The 18,731-nt window shown below is 58.1% G+C and carries 14 protein-coding genes; 4 read left to right on the forward strand and 10 right to left on the reverse strand.

The annotated features are described in order from the left end of the window. Together secD and yajC are read right to left on the reverse strand one after the other, a co-directional pair. Nucleotides 1-1,662 (reverse strand): protein translocase subunit SecD, encoded by a 1,662-nt coding sequence (gene secD / locus AB1A64_RS06330; protein ID WP_366550631.1) that lies wholly within the window; start codon nucleotides 1,660-1,662, stop codon nucleotides 1-3. A gap of 33 nt (nucleotides 1,663-1,695) precedes the next feature. After that, nucleotides 1,696-1,983 carry a preprotein translocase subunit YajC gene (gene yajC, locus AB1A64_RS06335; protein ID WP_058280646.1) on the reverse strand — a complete coding sequence of 96 codons (288 nt, stop codon included), beginning with the start codon at nucleotides 1,981-1,983 and terminating at the stop codon, nucleotides 1,696-1,698. Nucleotides 1,984-2,184: 201 nt separating this feature from the next. Between yajC and AB1A64_RS06340 the strand changes: the two genes are divergently transcribed. Beyond that, on the forward strand, nucleotides 2,185-3,849 hold the full coding sequence (locus AB1A64_RS06340) for a mechanosensitive ion channel family protein (RefSeq protein ID WP_366550632.1): 1,665 nt from the start codon (nucleotides 2,185-2,187) through the stop codon (nucleotides 3,847-3,849). 71 nt (nucleotides 3,850-3,920) lie between these two features. After that, nucleotides 3,921-5,213 carry a serine--tRNA ligase gene (serS, locus tag AB1A64_RS06345; protein ID WP_366550633.1) on the forward strand — a complete coding sequence of 431 codons (1,293 nt, stop codon included), beginning with the start codon at nucleotides 3,921-3,923 and terminating at the stop codon, nucleotides 5,211-5,213. Nucleotides 5,214-5,271: 58 nt separating this feature from the next. On the opposite strand, the gene AB1A64_RS06350 is transcribed toward serS, so the two are convergent. The 5 genes from AB1A64_RS06350 to AB1A64_RS06370 all read right to left on the reverse strand — a co-directional run bounded on the left by AB1A64_RS06350 (nucleotide 5,272) and on the right by AB1A64_RS06370 (nucleotide 10,679). Next, nucleotides 5,272-5,886: a helix-hairpin-helix domain-containing protein gene (locus tag AB1A64_RS06350; RefSeq protein WP_366550634.1), complete on the reverse strand. Its 615-nt coding sequence runs from the start codon at nucleotides 5,884-5,886 to the stop codon at nucleotides 5,272-5,274. Between the two features lie 96 nt (nucleotides 5,887-5,982). Then, nucleotides 5,983-6,969 carry a fatty acid desaturase gene (locus AB1A64_RS06355; RefSeq protein ID WP_366550635.1) on the reverse strand — a complete coding sequence of 329 codons (987 nt, stop codon included), beginning with the start codon at nucleotides 6,967-6,969 and terminating at the stop codon, nucleotides 5,983-5,985. A 164-nt stretch (nucleotides 6,970-7,133) separates the two neighbouring features. After that, nucleotides 7,134-8,597 carry a ribosome biogenesis GTPase Der gene (gene der, locus AB1A64_RS06360; RefSeq protein ID WP_366550636.1) on the reverse strand — a complete coding sequence of 488 codons (1,464 nt, stop codon included), beginning with the start codon at nucleotides 8,595-8,597 and terminating at the stop codon, nucleotides 7,134-7,136. Between the two features lie 48 nt (nucleotides 8,598-8,645). Beyond that, nucleotides 8,646-9,968, reverse strand: coding sequence for a PQQ-binding-like beta-propeller repeat protein (locus AB1A64_RS06365; protein ID WP_366550637.1), 1,323 nt, complete (start codon nucleotides 9,966-9,968; stop codon nucleotides 8,646-8,648). Nucleotides 9,969-10,007: 39 nt separating this feature from the next. Beyond that, the gene (locus AB1A64_RS06370; RefSeq protein WP_366550638.1) at nucleotides 10,008-10,679 is read right to left on the reverse strand and encodes a hypothetical protein; all 672 of its coding nucleotides are present in this window, start codon (nucleotides 10,677-10,679) and stop codon (nucleotides 10,008-10,010) included. Between the two features lie 224 nt (nucleotides 10,680-10,903). Here AB1A64_RS06370 and AB1A64_RS06375 point away from each other — a divergent pair, with 224 nt between their 5' ends. Together AB1A64_RS06375 and AB1A64_RS06380 are read left to right on the forward strand one after the other, a co-directional pair. After that, nucleotides 10,904-12,136, forward strand: a complete 1,233-nt coding sequence (locus AB1A64_RS06375) for an efflux RND transporter periplasmic adaptor subunit (protein WP_366550639.1) — start codon at nucleotides 10,904-10,906, stop codon at nucleotides 12,134-12,136. After that, nucleotides 12,133-15,909, forward strand: a complete 3,777-nt coding sequence (locus AB1A64_RS06380) for an efflux RND transporter permease subunit (RefSeq protein ID WP_366550640.1) — start codon at nucleotides 12,133-12,135, stop codon at nucleotides 15,907-15,909. The genes AB1A64_RS06375 and AB1A64_RS06380 overlap by 4 nt, the downstream gene beginning before the upstream one ends. A 46-nt stretch (nucleotides 15,910-15,955) precedes the next feature. Here the strand turns inward: AB1A64_RS06380 and AB1A64_RS06385 are convergent, their stop codons facing one another. The 3 genes from AB1A64_RS06385 to AB1A64_RS06395 all read right to left on the reverse strand — a co-directional run bounded on the left by AB1A64_RS06385 (nucleotide 15,956) and on the right by AB1A64_RS06395 (nucleotide 18,725). Beyond that, a complete protein-coding gene (locus AB1A64_RS06385; protein WP_366550641.1) occupies nucleotides 15,956-16,279 on the reverse strand; it encodes a hypothetical protein in 324 nt (107 codons plus the stop codon). A gap of 154 nt (nucleotides 16,280-16,433) precedes the next feature. Continuing rightward, a complete protein-coding gene (locus AB1A64_RS06390; protein WP_366550642.1) occupies nucleotides 16,434-16,838 on the reverse strand; it encodes a DUF2147 domain-containing protein in 405 nt (134 codons plus the stop codon). 63 nt (nucleotides 16,839-16,901) lie between these two features. Further along, nucleotides 16,902-18,725, reverse strand: a complete 1,824-nt coding sequence (locus tag AB1A64_RS06395; protein WP_366550643.1) for an ABC transporter ATP-binding protein/permease — start codon at nucleotides 18,723-18,725, stop codon at nucleotides 16,902-16,904. Nucleotides 18,726-18,731: the final 6 nt, after the last annotated feature.

Genomic DNA, 18,731 nt, shown 5'->3' on the forward strand with positions numbered 1-18,731 from the left:
TCAAACCTCGATCATTTTCGGACGACGGCGTTCAAACCACATCACGATCATCAGGCGCGTCACGAAGATCGCGGTGAAGACCGAGGTCAGAATACCCAGCCCCAGCGTAATCGCGAACCCGCGCACCGGCCCGCTGCCCATGGCAAACAGGATGACGGCGGTGATGAAAGTGGTAACGTTTGCGTCCAGAATAGCGGACAGGGCTTTTTCATAACCCAGCTCAATGGCACGCGCCGGGCCTCTGGCGGATTTCAGTTCCTCACGGATACGCTCGAAAATCAGCACATTGGCGTCCACCGCCATACCGACCGTCAGGACGATCCCCGCAATACCCGGCAAAGTCAGCGTTGCCCCGATCAGCGACAGCAGGCCGAACAGCAACCCGACGTTGATGATCAGCGCAATGTTGGCAAACACGCCAAACAAACCATAGCTGAGCGCCATGAAGGTCAGCACAGCGACAAAGGCCACGATGGTTGCCACCTTACCGGCGTCGATGCTGTCTTGCCCCAGCTCGGGACCGATGGTGCGTTCTTCAAGGAACTCCAGCCCCGCAGGCAGCGCACCAGCTCGTAACAGGACCGCCAAATTAGTACTTTCTTCAACGGTGAAGTTACCGGTGATGATACCCGACCCGCCCGGAATGTGACTCTGGATCACAGGGGCCGAGATCACCTCGTCATCCAATACAATCGCAAAGGGCGCGCCGATGTTTTCCAGCGTGTAGTCGCCAAACTTACGTGCGCCGGATGTGTTGAACCGGAAACTGACCGCAGGGCGACCGTTCTGGTCGAACGATGGCTGTGCATCCACCAGTTCTTCACCCGTCACAACGGGAGCGGACTCGATGATGTAATAAACGTCATCTTCATCAATGGACGGTACGACCTCTTGCCCGATACCGGGCACGGCGTCCGGGTCGGAGCCGCGGCTGACGACCGAGTTGAAAGTCAGTTGAGCGGTGGTGCCGATGATCTCTTTCAATTCACCTGCACTGCCAATGCCCGGCACCTGGATCAGAATGCGGTCTGCACCCTGACGCTGAATTGTGGGCTCTCGCGTTCCGACCTCGTCAATCCGGCGGCGGATGATTTCCAGAGCCTGCCGCACGGTGCGATCATCCGAGGCCAGCTTTTCGGCCTCAGACAACTGCACGACGATGGTGTCACCGTCTGCGCGAGCTTCGATATCAGTGGCACCAACACCGGTCAGCGTTTGCACTTGACGGGCCAGACCGCGCACAACCTCCAGCGCGCGGGACATGCCCTCGGGCTGGCTGATGCGAACGCGAATCTCATCCGGGGCTGATTCCTGTTTGCGGATCGTACCCACAGTCGCGCGCTCATCGCGCAGCGCATCACGGATTTCCGGCCACATCGCCTCCATCCGGGATTCGTAGACATCTTCGACCTTCACTTCGGCCAACAGATGCGCACCGCCCCGCAGATCGAGGCCCAGATTGACCAGCGACGATGGTAACCAGTTGGGCCACTGCGCCGCCTGTGCCTGCATCTCTGGGGTGTCGATGCCAAGTTCAATCGCGGCCTTGGCATCGTTGGATTGCTCGACGCGCGTGTAAAACGCATTCGGCAGGGCCATCAGCAGGCCGATCACACAGACCGACCAGATCAGAACCCGCTTCCAGGTATTAATTTGCAGCATTACCCTGCCTTTTCAAGGATTTGTCGCGCGAAGTTACTTCGCCGGTTCGGTCTTATTCAGAACCTGCGCAATAGTCGACTTAACCACGCGAACCTTGACGTTTTCGGCCAGTTCAACCTCGACCTCGTTCTCGCCTTCCTTGACCTTCGACACCTTGCCGATCAGGCCGCCCTGAGTGACAACTTGATCGCCCCGGCGCACAGCCTCGACCATCGCCTGATGTTGCTTCATCTTCTTCTGCTGCGGACGGATCAGCAGGAAATACATGATCGCGAAGATCAGGATCAGCGGGAGAAACTGGGCGAATGCGCCACCTTCCATGGGATATTCCTTTTGCTTTGGATTGCGGCACGGTTCCGCAAATTTGGCGGGAACCTATGCCCTGAGATGCGCCTTTGCAAGCAAAGGCGGCGCTGTAACCCACCTGAACCTGATCCCAACGCATGAACTCGCATCAAAGCGTTGCAGATATGTCCTAGGCAGAGGCCTGAACTCAGCTATAGTCAAACCTGAGGAGGGACAATGACAGTTCGTTACAAACCATTCCAATCGTTGACGCTTTTGCTGTCATTGCTGGCCTTGACTTTGTGTCTTGCAGCACCGCTAACTGCGCAAGAAACGCCCGCTGAGATCGTTGAACCCGAGGCCGAGGAAACAGACAGTTTCAAAGCCCCCGTCATCGTGGACGGCGATATGCTATTCTTCCTGCGCGGCTCTAGCGCCCTGCCCGCGCCGGAACGGGCGGATAGTGTCCAGAACAAGATCATCGAAGTTGCCGAGGCCTCAGAAGACCCCTCGGTCGACATTTCATTCGAAGACACCGAGCTTGGCATCCGAATTCGCGCGGATGGTGTGATCGTGTCCATCGTGACCGTGGCAGATGCTGAGCTGGACCAGATGGAACTGGATGTTCTCAGCTTCCTTCACGGTCAGGCCATCGAAGAAGCCATCCTTGCCTATCGGGCCAATCGTACGGAGCAGGCGCGCGTATCCGGCGCGATCGAAGCCGCCGCGTGGACCCTTGGGTTTGCCGTTTTCATCGTTGCGATCCTGTGGCTGCATCGCCGGATCAGGCGGCGCACGCTAAAATTTGTCAAACGCCACTTGCGGGATGTGGAAACCGCCACTGCCAAAAGCGTTCAGGCCGAGGCGATTGCCGCACTGGTCCGGTATGGCCTGAATTTCGTTCTCCTCATCATCTTCTTCCTGGGCTTCTATTACTACCTGTCCTTTGTTCTGCTGGCCTTTGCGGAAACCCGCTATTTCGCGCAGCTTCTACTCACCTACCTGACCGAGCCGGTGCTGCTGATCTTCCAAGGCATTCTCTCTTACATCCCCAACATGATCATGCTGGCCCTGATCACCTGGGTCACGATGTACATCATCAAGGGCATGCGCGTGTTCTTTGATGCCGTTGAGGCCGGGTCGTTCGATATGGGCGATTTCGAGAAGCACTGGGTTAATCCGACCTTCAATATCGCCCGAGTCGTCGTCATCCTCATCGCACTGGTCTTTGCCGTTCCTTACATTCCGGGGTCGGACTCGGCGGCGTTTCAGGGTCTCACAATTCTTGTCGGCGCCATGCTGTCGCTGGGGGCAAATTCGGTCGTGTCCAATATGCTGGCGGGGTTGTTCGTGATCTACCGCCGCTCAACCTCGATCGGGGACCGTATTCAGATCGGGGACCACATTGGCGATGTGGTGCAGATCAAACTGATGGAGACCCACCTGAAATCCATCAAGAATGAGTTGATCTCGATCCCTAATGCGCAATTGATGAATTCGGATGTAGTGAATTTCTCAAAGAAAACAGATGGTAGCGGGCTGTTACTGCACACCACAGTCGGCATCGGCTACGAGGAGCCACCTGAGAAGATCGAGGCTATGCTGATCGAAGCCGCCAAGCGCACCAAGGGGATCAAAGCCAAGCCCGAACCATTCGTGTTGTGGACTGCACTGGCCGACTATGCGATCAACTATCAGATCAATGGCTATACGACGCGGGGTAGTATCATCCCCAAAATCCGCTCGGATCTGCACCGCAATATCGTGGCAGTGTTCAACGAAAACAACGTGCAGATCATGACGCCGTCCTACATGGCCGATCCACCCGAGCCGAAAATACCTGCCGAGGAATGGGACGGGCATCTGGCGCATGAAACACACGAGGACACCGATAAGTCGTAACCGGTGCTACACCCTGCCTTTCAGATGGTGCATAAGCGATCCTAGTGATTCACGCATTAAGGATCTGAACCATGCACGACATCCGCGCCATTCGCGAAAACCCTGACGCCTTCGACGCCGCCTTGGCTCGCCGTGGGGATGCGCCGGTGTCGTCAGATGTGCTGCGGCTGGACGAAAGCCGCCGGGCTAAGATTCTGGCCGCCGAAACCGCACAGGCGGAGCAGAACAAGGCCAGCAAAGAGGTCGGTGCCGCCAAAGCGCGCGGGGACGAGGATGAATTCCAGCGTCTGCGCTCGTTGGTGTCCGAAAAAAAGGCCGAAATCGCCCGCATGCAGAACGAGGCCAAGGATCTGGACGCACTGCTGATCGATCAGTTGGCCCGCATCGCCAACCTGCCCGCCGACGACGTGCCGCAAGGTGCGGATGAGAATGACAATGTCGAGGTGAACCGCTGGGGCACCCCGCGCGAACTCGGCTTTGCTCCGAAAGAGCATTTCGACATTCCCGCCGTCGCCGCAGCGATGGACTTTGAGACCGCCGCCAAAACCAGTGGCAGCCGTTTTGTAAACCTGTCGAAGGGTGTCGCGCGTATCCATCGTGCGTTGGCCCAATTCATGCTGGACACCCATATCGACAAGAACGGCCTGACCGAGATGCAAACTCCGGTTCTGGTCCGCGATGAGGCGATGTACGGCACTGATAAGCTGCCGAAATTCGGCGATGACAGCTATCAGACCACCAATGGCTGGTGGTTGATCCCAACGTCCGAGGTGACGCTGACTTATTCCGTGGCCGGTGACATTCTGGACGAAGCCGCCCTGCCCATCCGCATGACCGCCCACACGGCCTGTTTCCGGTCCGAGGCGGGCAGCGCGGGCAAGGACACCGCAGGCATGCTGCGCCAGCACCAGTTTGAAAAGGTCGAAATGGTTTCGATCACGCATCCCGACAAATCGGATGAGGAACAGAAACGCATGCTGCGCTGTGCCGAGGACTTGCTGGAGCAGATGGGCATCCCCTACCGCACTGTCGTTCTGTGTACAGGTGACATGGGTTTTGGCGCGCGCCGCACCTTTGATATCGAAGCCTGGTTGCCCGGGCAGGACACATATCGTGAGATCAGTTCGGTCTCGACCACCGGAGCTTTCCAAGCCCGCCGTATGAACGCACGTTTCCGCCCCGAAGGTGGCGGCAAACCGGAATATGTCCACACCCTGAACGGTTCAGGGCTGGCGGTCGGGCGCTGCCTGATTGCGGTTCTGGAAAATGGACAGAACGCGGATGGCACCGTGACCCTGCCCGAAGTGCTGGCGCCATACCTGGGCGGTAAACGAACACTGCAACTGGACGGCACACTGGCATAAAAAAACCGGCACCCGCATTGCGTAGTGCCGGTCTTGCAGAACGTAAGGCGAAGGAGGATTACTTCTTCGTCTTTTTCTTACCCTTCTTCTTTTTGTCTTTCTTGGGCTGGTCTTTTTTCTTATCGCCCTTCTTGGACTGATCTTTTTTCTTACCGTCCTTTTTGGACTTTTTGTCTTTCTTGGCCTTGGCCTTCACCTTGTCCTTGGCCTTTGAGATCGCGGCTTCCATCTCTTGCAGCTTTTTGGCGGCCTTTTCAGCCTTGGCCTTGGCTTTGGCCTTCTTGCGCGCCTTGGCTTCTGCGGCGGCTTTTTCCTCGGCAGCTTTGCGCGCGGCCTCTTCGGCACGTTTCTCGGCAGCGGCGGCCGCGACGGTTTTCCGGGCGGCAGGCCTGCGCGTCGCAGGTTTGCGCGCGGGCGCGCGTCTGGCTGTCTTGGCCGCAGTTGGCTTTTTGGCTGCGGGTTTTGCCGCAGCCGTTTTCGCTGCGGGCTTGGTTGCAATCGCGTCTTTCGCCGCGGCGATCAGCAACGGCGCGCTAGAGGTACCAATTCGAGGAACTTTAACAAGGTCGGCGGGGTTGGCTTTGGCAAGGGCTTCAGCGGTTTTGTACCCATTGGCGATCAGCGCCTGCCCAAGCGCCTTTCCTACACCCTTAACGTCGGTCACTGCGGTCATTACTAAGCCTTCCTTTCTCTCCCTACATTTTCAATTGAATGCACACTGGGCACAGACGCCTACTAATCGGCGAGCAGTTTCGGAGACGTCTTTGCGTCAACTGCCGTGAGCCAGAGTGCCGGTTCTATCCTCTTTGGGGAATGGCACGAGACGCTTGGCATCTTCGTCCCAGAGTTTCAAATTCAGCGCCGCCACCGCCTCGGGGAACTTGATCCGACGCGGGGTGAATTCAGGCGGCAGGTTATAGTGGCACGCCCGCAGCCGATAGGATGGAATACGGGCGTTGAAATGGTGGATGTCGTGCAGCGTGATGCAGGCAACGGCATTGTCGAACCACCAGCCGAAATCCAAAGCAGAAGACCCCTGCAAGGCTGCTAGTTGCGGATCAAGGTCCGGACGGCGGTCCCAATAAGTGTCTTCGAAATTATGTTGCAGGTAGACCAGGAATACACCCAGCATGCCCCCCAGCAACGAGAACACCAGCCAGACCAGAATACCGGTCATGCCAGCGATCAGATAAAGCAGTCCCAGGAAGATCACGATCGACAGATTGTGCAGCACAACTCCGGTCACACCAAACCGTACTGTGTTCTTGGGCCAGCGGTAGCGAATGAAATAGGTGAAAAGCGCGCCAACCGGAACCAGAATGAAAGGGTTGCGGTAAAGACGGTAGAACAATCGCTTCTTCCAATCAGCAGCGTTCCATTCCCGCAGGGTCATCGTGTGAATCTCACCCGTTTCGCGGTGTTCCAGATTACCGATCCCCGAATGGTGCAAATTGTGGTTCTGCTTCATCACTTCGAATGGAGCAAAGGTGAAGGGTGACAAACCGTGCCCGGCCCATTCATTCTGCTCGCGGGTCTCAAACAGGGAATGGTGGCCGCAATCATGTTGCAAAACGTAAAGACGCACAGCTGAAAAGGCAAAGACGATCCCGGCAGGGATCATGATGTACCAGCGGTCGACATAGATAATCGCCAGCGTCAGCGACGCGAAATAAACGGCGAAGGTCCCAAAATAGCTTAGCGCGGCCAGCCGATTGTCCTGTACCGCATATTGTCGCGTATATTCCCGCAAATTCATTCAGCCTGTCCCCACGTTTGGCCCAATTAATATCACCACGAAACTATTTGCGTTTTGCTTGTAATCAAGCAGCGCGCACAAAAACAGATGCACACAGGAGAATGCTAGCCTGCGGCAGCGGGGCTGTCACGCACTTCAGCCGAAAATGCTGAAAATTGGCGCAGTTACGCGCGACCTTTGAGATGTTTGGCCAAAGCGCCCGCGTTTTTCTTGCGCCGCCCCTTATAGGGATTCTTGTCACCCTGCCCACGCAATGTCAGGCGGATTGGTGACCCGGGCATATCGAAATCCTCGCGCAGGCCATTCACTAAATACCGGGTATAGCTGTCTGGCATCTTGTCGGGATGCGAACACATCACCACAAACCCAGGGGGGCGGGTCTTGGCCTGTGTCATATAGCGCAGCTTGATCCGGCGGCCCTGCGGGGCTGGCGGCGGGTGCTGTTCCAGCATGGCCGTTAACCAGCGGTTCAACGCAGCTGTCGGCACGCGGCGGTTCCACACATCATGGGCGCGCAGAATGGCAGTGCGCAGACGTTCCAGCCCTCGACCAGTCTTGGCAGATACGGTGACCAGCGGCGCGCCACGCAATTGCGGCAGAAGACGATCAAAGGACTCTTTCAGATCGCGCAGCTTTTCCTGCTTGTTCTCTTCGATATCCCATTTGTTCACGGCAACAACGACGGCGCGGCCTTCGCGCTCGGCCAGATCGGCGATGCGCAGGTCCTGCTGTTCAAACGGAATGGCCGCGTCCAACAGCACCACCACGACCTCGGCAAATTTTACGGCGCGCAGACCGTCGGACACCGAAAGCTTTTCCAGCTTTTCCTGCACCTTGGCTTTTTTGCGCATGCCCGCCGTGTCGAAAATCCGCATCGGGGTGCTGTCGCCATCGGGATCGGCCCAGTCAATGCGCAGGCTGATCGCATCGCGGGTGATACCAGCCTCGGGGCCGGTCAACAGGCGGTCTTCGCCGATGATCTTGTTGATCAATGTGGACTTTCCGGCATTTGGCCGCCCGACTACGGCAACCTGCAGCGGTTTCGCTGCCGTGATCAGCGGCGCCTCGCCCCCGCCGTCTTCGTCCAGTTCGATATCGGTTTGCGGGGCGTCATCCTCGGCCTGCTCAGCCGCGGCATCGGCCAGCGGCATGAGTTGTGCATAAAGGTCCGTCATCCCCTCGCCATGTTCACCCGACAGTCGCACGGGCTCACCCAGACCCAGATTATACGCCTCAAGCACACCGGCATCCGCCGCGTTTCCTTCGGCCTTGTTGGCGGCAAGGATCACGTGTTTGGAACGTTTGCGCAGAATCTCGGCGAACATCTCGTCCGTCGGCGTCAACCCGACACGCGCATCGATCATGAACAGGCACACATCGGCCATGTCGACCGCGCGTTCGGTCAGCCGACGCATCCGGCCTTGCAGGCTGTCATCGGTTGCGTCCTCAAGACCCGCTGTGTCGATCACGGTAAAGCGCAGATCGCCCAGACGCCCTTCGCCTTCGCGCAGGTCGCGCGTCACACCCGGCTGGTCGTCGACCAGGGCCAGACGTTTGCCCACTAGGCGGTTGAACAGAGTGGATTTGCCCACATTCGGGCGCCCCACGATGGCGAGGGTCAGCGACATGATACTCAACTTTCAAGACTCAGACGCGCCCTTTAGCGCATCTTGCGATCAACGGAAAGCGTGTAGATCACCTTTGGTCGAAACGACGTACAGAGTCTGCCCGGCCACAACAGGGGCCGTGGTGGCCCCGCCGGGAACCTCGACGCTGTTGACCAGCGTGCCGTCGACCGGGTTAAAGAACCGCAGGAAACCGTCATTCGACGCGACAACGACGCGCCCACCGGCCACGATCGGGCCGTAATGCGCAACGATTGGACCACGGCGCTTGGGCTTGTCCTTGACAAAACCGGGCAAATCCTGCGCCCAGATGATCGATCCATCTGCCCTGTTCAACCGGACCAACTGACTGCGGTCACTGATCAAAAACAGGCTGTCACCGGCAGGCCAGGCCGTATCCACAGCCCCCTCATCCGCCGTCCAGATCCGCTCACCCGAGGTGGCGTTAAACGCCACGGTGCGGCCCGAGTGATTGCCGATATAGATCGTATCGCCCACCACCATTGGTCCGCCGGTCACATCCACGATCTGTGCGGCCGCACGTCCCCGGCGCCCACCCGCGACCGAAGAGTTCCAGCGCCCGATACCCCCCTTGCGGAAAGACGCGGAAATATCGCCCGAACCAAAGGCAAAGACGGCAAATTCCTGTGCAATCACAGGAGCTGGAGCCCCCAGAACATTGCCCACGCTTGGCGTACCCTGAACTTGCCACGCGATGCGGCCGTCCTTGGTGTTCACGGCCCAGCCGGTTTCATCGCCTGCCACCAGATACAACAAACCATCATTTACCAAGGGTGCGCCGTTGCCTGGGGCATTCAGGCGTTTTTGCCATTTGATCGCCCCAGTTTTCGCATCCAACGCCGTCAGACGCCCAAACCCGGACGACACGTAAAGCACACCATTGGCATAGGCCAATCCGCCACCGGTCGCGTCCGCGTCGCCATCATTGGCCGGGATAAGATTCTTGCTCCAGGCCACCTGCCCTTGCGGTGTAACCGCAGAAACGGTCGCGCCTGCATCCAGCGTATAAATCAGGCCACCGGCCACAACAGGCTCTGCGGTGATGCGACGCTTGCGCGAATCCCCATCCCCGATCGAGGTCGACCACACACGTTGAGGCGTTGCGCGCAGTGCCGCGTTGCCGGTGCGAAATGCGGGCGTACCGGCGCTTTGCGACCAATTGGCGTTGGCCTGTTGCGCAGGCAGGCTGATCGGTTTCGAACCCTGGGTCACCACTGTCACATTGTCAGAGGTGGGCCGAATGTCTTCGCGGGCACCGGGCAAAATGACCTCGGGTTCCTCACATGCGGCAAGAACACTCAGCGATAGGGCCGCAGCCGGCAATCCAATGCGGGAGAAAAGACTTGTCACCATGATACTCCGAACTCGCCTGTCATTCTAATTGCCGCCGGTTCAGCCCTGTTGGGCCACCAGTGGTTCCGGTTCGCCGCCAAGCGCGACAATCAGTTGCGCAGCGCGTTGCTGAAGGTCCACACCAATCTCGGCATCCTGACGCATCGCCTGTAGACGCTCGATTGCTGCGTCGGCATTCCCCTCGGCGACATCAATCAGTGCCAGTTGTTCTTCGGCCAACAAGCGCAGCGGTGCGCCCGGCGCGGACAGTGCTTCGAATTGCTGACGGCGATCCGCCACGGGCAGAGTGTCACTTTGCAGCAGCAGCGACTTGAATGTAGCAATCGCACGATAAATTTCCGGCAGTTCACCCTGAACGGCAATGGCGTTCAAGCTGTCCACAGCCTCTTGCCGCGAACCGGCCTCGATCTGCGACGAGGACAGCAGCATGTTCAGAACCGCATCACCGCCGGGTGTTACCGCATCAATGCTGGCCAGGCTGTTTGCACGTTCAGCCGAGTCATTCTGCGCAAGCGCGCTGAGAATCTCGTCACCCAGCTTTTCGGCCTGACCCGTGGTACGGGCCTTGCGAACCTCGTTAAACGCGGCCCCGCCAACGATGAGAACCACGGCCAGAACGCCGATCCAGCCCCAGCGACGCAGCAGCAGATACAGGCGATCACGGCGAACCTCTTCGGTCACCTCATCAATAAAACTGTCGGTGTCGCTCATCCCTGCTCCCCGGGCTGTCACATTTTCTATGGCGCCATGTCATACCCCGGCGACCTTGCCAAGCCAAGGGCCGGATTTCGCACATTTTCACGACGTCACGCCACCCTTGCGAAAAAAAGTGAACCGAACTATTCAGTTTAGTGTAGAAAACGAGCGTGCCTGCCCCCATTTTTAAACATGCACGCCGAAGGACAATCGGCTAAGAATTCTTAGAGAGGCCCCGTATGCGATTGATTTCATTCGTAAATGCGATTTTGGTTATTGCTGCGTTATTCTTGTTGGTATTTGAACGTGATACCTTGTTTGCATTTGCTGGTCGCGGCGACGCTGAAACGGCGTCTGCATCCACGGAAGAATCTGTGTCCGATCCCCAGACTGCCCAGAACGCCATTGGCGTGGTCGTCCTACGCTCGGCAGCACGCGAAATTGACAGCGCCGTGTTATTGCGCGGCCAGACCAGAGCCAATCGTCAGGTCGAAGTTTTGGCCGAAACCACTTCGACCGTGATTTCGGAACCCAAACGGAAAGGGGCCTTCGTTGAAGCCGGAGATTTGCTGTGCGAACTGGACCCCGGCACCCGCCCTGCCAGTTTGGCAGAGGCCATGGCCGCGAAACTGGAAGCCGAAAGCCGCATTCCCGAAGCCGAGGCCCGACTGGAAGAGGCGCATGCCCTGGTTGCTGAGGCGCAAATCAACCTGACGGCCGCACAGAAACTGTCGGAAACCGGCTTCGGTTCGGAAACGCGGCGCATTTCCAGCGAAGCCGCGATGCGCTCGGCCGAGGCTGGCGTTAAAACCGCCGAGGCCGGTCTGGAGGCCACCCGCGCCGGGATCGAAGCCGCCACCGCCGAGGTCAAGGCCGCCCAGCGCGAGATTGACCGTCAGACCATCGAAGCCCCATTCAAAGGCCTGTTGGAAAGCGATACCGCCGAACTGGGCAGCCTGATGCAGCCCGGATCGCTGTGTGCGACCGTCATTCAATTGGACCCGATCAAGCTGGTGGGGTTCGTACCCGAAACAGATGTAAACAAGATCATCGTTGGATCGGAAGCGTCCGCGCGACTGATCACGGGTCTTGAGGTCAAAGGCCGTGTGACTTTCCTGAGCCGGTCTGCAGATGAAACAACCCGTACTTTCGAGGTTGAGATCACTGTGCCAAATCCGGAACTGGCCATTCGCGACGGCCAGACGGCCAATATCCGCATTGCCGCCGACGGGGCAAAGGCCCACCTGCTGCCGCAATCCGCCCTGACACTGAACAACGAAGGCCAATTGGGCGTGCGCACGGTTGGCGCTGACAAAATTGTTGATTTCATGCCGATTCTGCTGCTGCGCGACACAGCCGAAGGCGTTTGGGTCGACGGGTTGCCGGAAACCTCTGATGTCATTGTCATTGGTCAGGAATTCGTGACGCAAGGCGTTAAGGTCGAGCCCACCTACCGGGAAGCTGCGCAATGACAGGATTGGTTGCATGGGCCGCCCACAGGGCCCGAATGGTTTTGGCCTTTATCGCGATCTCGCTGATTGTTGGCGGGTTTGCTTATGTTGGTCTGCCCAAAGAAGGTGAGCCGGATATCGAAATCCCGGCGCTGTTCGTCTCGGTCCAGTTTCCCGGTATTTCCGCCGAGGATTCCGAGAACCTGCTAATCAAGCCGATGGAGACTGAACTGGCGGATCTAGACGGTCTCAAGGAAATGACCGCCACTGCAGCCGAAGGCTATGCCGGTATCGCGCTAGAGTTCGAATTCGGCTGGGACAAGACCGCGATCATGGCGGATGTGCGCGACGCAATGAACAGCGCGCAGGCCGATTTCCCTGAAGGGGCTGAGCAGTATTCGCTTTTCGAGATTAACTTTTCTGAATTCCCAATCGTCATCGTCAACCTAACTGGCGCAGTCCCCGAGCGAACAATGGCGCGTATCGCCAAAGACTTGCAGGACGACCTTGAATCGCTGGATTCGGTTCTCGAAGCCGGGATCGCGGGCAACAGGGACGAATTGCTCGAGGTGATTATCGATCCGCTCCGGCTGGAGGCTTACAACGTCTCGGCCGACGAATTGATCACCGTTGTCCAAAACAACAACCAGCTGATCGCTGCTGGTGAGGTGGATTCAGCGCAGGGCACGTTCTCGGTCAAGATCCCGTCTTCGTTCAAAACCGCAGAAGATGTCTACAGCCTGCCCGTCAAGGTCAATGGCGACCGCGTGGTGACGATGGGTGAGCTGGCGCAGATCAACTATACTTTCGAAGACCGCGAAGGCACCGCCCGGTTCGACAACCAATCCACGGTGGCCCTGCAGGTGGTCAAACGCAAAGGTTTCAACCTCATCGACACCGTCGATGACGTCAAAGCGACCCTCGCCACAGCGCAAGAGAAATGGCCCGCCGAACTGCGTGCGGCGGTTGAGGTGGGCACTTCGAACGACCAAAGCCGTATCGTCGCCTCGATGGTGCGCCAGCTTGAGGGCTCGGTTCTGACTGCCATCGCGCTGGTGATGATCGTTGTTCTGGCCTCGCTGGGCACGCGCGCTGCGCTGTTGGTCGGGTTTGCAATCCCGACCTCGTTTTTGCTGAGCTTTGCTTTCCTGGCGGTCATGGGCGTCACCATCTCGAACATGGTGATGTTCGGGCTGATCCTTGCGGTGGGGATGCTGGTCGACGGTGCCATCGTTGTGGTCGAATACGCCGACAAGCGTATTAAGGAAGGCATCGGCCCGATGCACGCCTATGTCGAGGCGGCGCAGAGGATGTTCTGGCCCATCGTGTCCTCGACCGCGACGACGCTGTGTGCCTTCCTGCCGATGCTGTTCTGGCCCGGCGTACCCGGCGAATTCATGAAGATGTTGCCGATCACGTTGATCTTCGTTCTGTCCTCCTCGCTGATCGTCGCGCTGATCTACCTGCCGGTCGTCGGAGGTGTATCCGGACGAATGAGCCGCACGTTCGATCGAACGTCGAATTGGCTGCGCAGCGTTGCCCCGTGGTGGGTTCGTGCAGTTCTGGTGCCCCCGTCGTTGTACATGATCTTCTTGGGCGCGATGCAGATGCTGAACCCTGACTATCTGCTGCCCGGGGGCGTGCTGTCGGGTGCCTTGCTTTTCGTCTTCGGTGGCTTTGCAGGGTCAGTCACCCTAAGCGCCGCCAAAATCGAGCGACACAAGGAAGAACGCGTACATACAGCGCGTGAACATTCTATGTTCGGCTATCTGGTCAAGTTCTTGGTCGGCAACCCGATCATGCCCGTTGTCTCGCTGATGGTCGTGTTTGCGTCGGTATTTTTTGTGGCCTTCATTTGGTACCCCAATGAATCCAAGGGCGTTGAGTTCTTTGTCGAAACCGAACCGGAACAGGCTACGGCCTATGTCCGCGCGCGCGGCAACCTGTCACTACAGGAAAAAGACGAGATGGTGCTGGCCGCCGAAGAGGTGATTGGGGCACACCCAGCCGTAACCAACGTGTTCGCTTTTGCCGGTGAAGGCGGCCTGAACCAGAACAACGGCGGTGCCGAAGCTCCGGCGGACACTGTCGGCCGTGTGCAGTTCGAAATCACCCCGTGGGAGGACCGCCCAACGCTGACCGAACCCGCGATTTTCGGTCTGTTCGAACGCGAAATCATCGCCCCTGAATACGACGGTGACTTCGTTCTGGATGAGTTGAATGCGGAACTTGCCAAGCTGCCCGGTTTCATCGTGGAAATTCTACCGCTGGAACAGGGTCCAGCCTCGGCCAAGCCCGTGCATCTGCGCATCAAGGGCGACGGATGGGAAGAGCTGACTACCGCCGCCCAATCCGCGCGGGCCGTGTTTGATGAAACGCCGGGGCTGATCAAGATCGAAGACACCATGCCCCTGCCCGGTATCGACTGGCAGATCGACGTGGACGTGGCCAAGGCAGGACGTTTTGGCGCGGATGTCGCCACGGTGGGTGCAATGGTGCAGCTGGTCACCCGTGGCATTCTGCTGGGCGAGATGCGTCCAGACAACACCGATGAAGAAGTCGAGATTCGCGTGCGCCTGCCCGAACATGACCGGGTTCTGTCGACGCTGGATTCGCTCAAGGTTCGCACCCCGGACGGGCTGGTGCCGCTGTCCAACTTTGTCACCCGTCAACCGGTGGCTAAGCTTGCCGAGATCAACCGGATCGACCAGCAGCGTTACTATGACGTCAAAGCAGATGTCGAGCCGGGCCTGTCCAAGGTGGTAATCGACGGTCCTGACGGAACCGAACAGCGGCTGGCCGTCGTGCGCGCGGTCGAAGAAGGCGCGGAGCCCAACGGAACGACCATCACCAGCCCAGATGGCACGGTTTACGAGCTGTTCCAACTGACCGGAGCCGAAACCGTCGAGGACCTGCGCACAGCTATTGCGGAAGAAGAGGCTCGTTTCGCGCTGATCAATCCGAACGAGCGGATCGCTGTGCTGACGGAATGGTTGAACACCAGCCCCTTCTCTAACGCGATTGCTTGGGAATGGACCGGCGATCAAGAGGATCAAGAGGAATCGGGGGCCTTCCTGCAAAGCGCTTTCCTGGGTGCTTTGGGCCTGATGTTCGTGATCCTGCTGGCGCAGTTCAACTCGTTCTACAACTCGGTACTGGTGCTGCTGGCGGTTGTTCTTTCGACCACAGGGGTTCTGATCGGGATGATCGTTATGGGGCAACCGTTCTCGATCATCATGACCGGCACAGGCATTGTGGCTCTGGCGGGGATCGTGGTGAACAACAACATTGTTCTGATCGATACCTATCAGGAATACAGCCGCTATATGCCCCGGATCGAAGCCATCATCCGCACGGCTGAGGCGCGTATCCGCCCGGTTCTGCTGACCACATTGACCACGATGGCGGGTCTGACACCTATGATGTTCGGCCTGTCGCTAGACTTCATCAATGGTGGTTATTCGATCAACAGCCCCACCGCGCTGTGGTGGAAACAGCTGGCCACTGCGGTGGTCTTCGGACTGGGCATCGCGACGATTCTGACACTGATCGTGACACCTTCGCTGCTGGCGTTGCGCGTTTGGGTTTCGACCTACACGATATGGCTGGGCCGGGCACTGGCCCGTGCAACATTCGGCCGATCCAACCAGTTTGCGCAGGATATGGCGATTGGCAAAGCCGTCCGTCAGGCACAAGCGACCGAGGTGGTCTGGGGTGACGAAACGCCCCCTGCGTCCAAAGATGCTCAAGCGCCCGAACATCCGCCGGGATCCCCCCTAAAAGCGGCAGAATAAAAGAATGGCGAGCCCGACGGCTCGCCATTGTTCGTTTCAGACAGGCTTAGTCGGTAAAGACGTATTCACCCAGATCGCACAGGTCTACGCCGTAATCCTCGGCGCTGGACCCGTCGGAAAACGCGCCGCGAATGTCATAGACACAGGTGGTCAGACCGTCGGCAATCAACACGTCTGCTTCGTATCCTGGCGCGATGTAATCGCCTTGCAGCAAGTTTGCTTCCCACTCATTGGATGCACTTGCCGAGATATTGAATTCGACCAGATCGACGCTGCTTTCATTACCCAGCAAAAATACCAGATCCTCGGCGGATGCGGTCGACGCGAAAAGCGACGCCAGAACGATCGGCGCAGCAAAGAATTTCTTCATTAGGTGTTTCCCTGATTTATTGCCCAACACCACTCGGTTGGTACTGCCCGTCATACCGAAGCAATATCACCGGTCAATCGACAATCACCCAAGGTCAGAATGGTAACCGTAGCGCTGGACTTAGTTGCAACAAAGTCCTGTCAGCACGACCCGATCAATTAGACAATCGGGTCCATTTCTGATGCCCGCACACAACATGCTCGCATCCGCGCACGGTCAGAGTGTCTCCGCTCAGTGTTATTTGTGGCACCACATCCACATTGACCATGGGAATCCAGAAATCACCGCCGCCATATTTTCCGCCCCCCTCGCTGGCCACATCCCAGAACAGCTTTTTGCCGATATTGGGGGTCTGCACCTCTTTCCCTGTTTTGTCATAGGCCGACTGAATTTGACCGCAGAACTTGTCTCCGCAGGCAGATATCTTGATATGCGAAATCAGGTTCTTGCGATCCGGTTCGGTTTTCCAGACGCCGACAATGGGGTCAGCCACCGCCATCACTGGCATCAGCACGGCAATAACGACCGGAATAACAAAGGTTCTTTTCAATCTGCGCATCAAACCAACTCCTCCAAAACCCATTCAGTATATCACATGGTCCAATCGGAGGCCGGTTTCGGTTCAGGCAGCCTGCGCATCCGATTGCTGACGGCTCCACAGCTGCGCGTAACGGCCTTCGCGTTGTAACAACTCATCATGGGTGCCCTGTTCCAGAATCTCGCCTTGCTCCAGCACCACGATACGGTCGGCCTCGGCGATGGTGCTGAGACGATGCGCGATGGTCAGAACCGTACGCCCCTCTCCGGCCCGCGCCAATGCATCCTTGATGTCCTGCTCAGTGTCTGTATCCAGTGCCGAGGTCGCCTCGTCCAGCAACAGGATCGGAGGGTTCTTCAACAACGTGCGCGCAATACCGACCCGCTGTTTTTCACCGCCGGACAGTTTCAGCCCACGCTCACCAACCTTGGTGTCATAGCCTTCGGGCAACGTGGCGATGAATTCGTGAATCTGGGCCGCTCTGGCCGCGGCTTCGACCTCTTCCTGGGTGGCGCCATCGCGGCCATAGGCGATATTGTAGCGGATCGTATCGTTGAACAGCACCGTGTCCTGCGGCACCACACCGATGGCGGCATGCAGGCTGTTCAGGGTCACGTCGCGCACATCCTGCCCGTCGATCCTCAGCGCTCCGCCGGTCACGTCATAGAATCGGAACAGCAGCCGTCCGATAGTGGATTTACCCGAGCCGGTAGCCCCGACAATCGCCACAGTCTTACCCGCTGGAACGGTCAGTGAGATGCCCTTGAGGATTTCGCGATCCGCATCATAACCAAACCGCACATTGTCCAACGTCACCTCGCCGCCATCGATCGTAAGGTTCGGTGCGCAGGGCTTGTCTGTTACCTCGGTGGGTTGTTCCAACAGATCAAACATCTGCCCCATATCGACCAGCGATTGGCGTATTTCACGATAGACCGTGCCCAGAAAGTTCAACGGCACGGTGATTTGGATCATGTAGGCGTTGACCATGACAAAATCACCCACGGTCAGCGCGCCATCCTGCACACCGATGGCAGCCAGAACCATCACACCGATCAGGCCGCAGGTGATCAGAAAGGACTGCCCGAAATTCAAGAAGGCCAGCGAATAAGCCGTTTTCAGCGCCGCGCCAGCATAGGCTTTCATCGAGACATCATAGCGTTCAGCTTCGCGCTGTTCGGCATTGAAGTACTTTACGGTTTCAAAGTTCAGTAGACTATCGATAGCGCGCTGGTTGGCCTCGGTATCCTGATCGTTCATCTCGCGCCGCAACTTCACGCGCCACTCGGTGACTGCGAAGGTGAACCAGATATAGAGCGCGATGGTCACCGCGACGACGACCAGATACCAGACATCGAACAACCACATCAGGATGATCGCGACCAGCAGCAATTCCAGGATCAGCGGTCCGATGGAAAACAACAGGAACCGCAACAGGAATTCCACGCCCTTCACGCCGCGCTCGATAATCCGGCTGAGGCCGCCAGTGCGGCGCGTCACATGATAGCGCATCGACAATTGGTGGATGTGCTGAAAGGTTTCCAGCGCCAGCGCTCGCAAGGCCCGTTGCCCGACCGGGGCAAAAGCCGCATCACGCAACTGCTGAAAGCCCACGGTCATCATCCGGGCAACGCCATAGGCCACGGTTAATCCCACAGCACCCAGCGCCAATGGCGCCACACCCTCGCCCGCCAGACCGTCGACTGCACCCTTGTACAAGATAGGCGTGTAGACCGCGATCAGCTTGGCCAGAACCAGCATCCCCATGGCCAGAACGACGCGGCGTTTGACCCATGGCTCATCCTTGGGCCAAAGGTAGGGGGAGACCTTGCGGACTGTGCGCCAGCCTGAGCGGCGCTCGTTCGTCTCTGGAAGATCGTCTGAATGCATCGGGGCTGTTCGTCTCATCACGTA

This window comes from Ruegeria sp. ANG10, from assembly GCF_040705255.1.
In the GTDB taxonomy this organism is placed as follows: domain Bacteria; phylum Pseudomonadota; class Alphaproteobacteria; order Rhodobacterales; family Rhodobacteraceae; genus Ruegeria.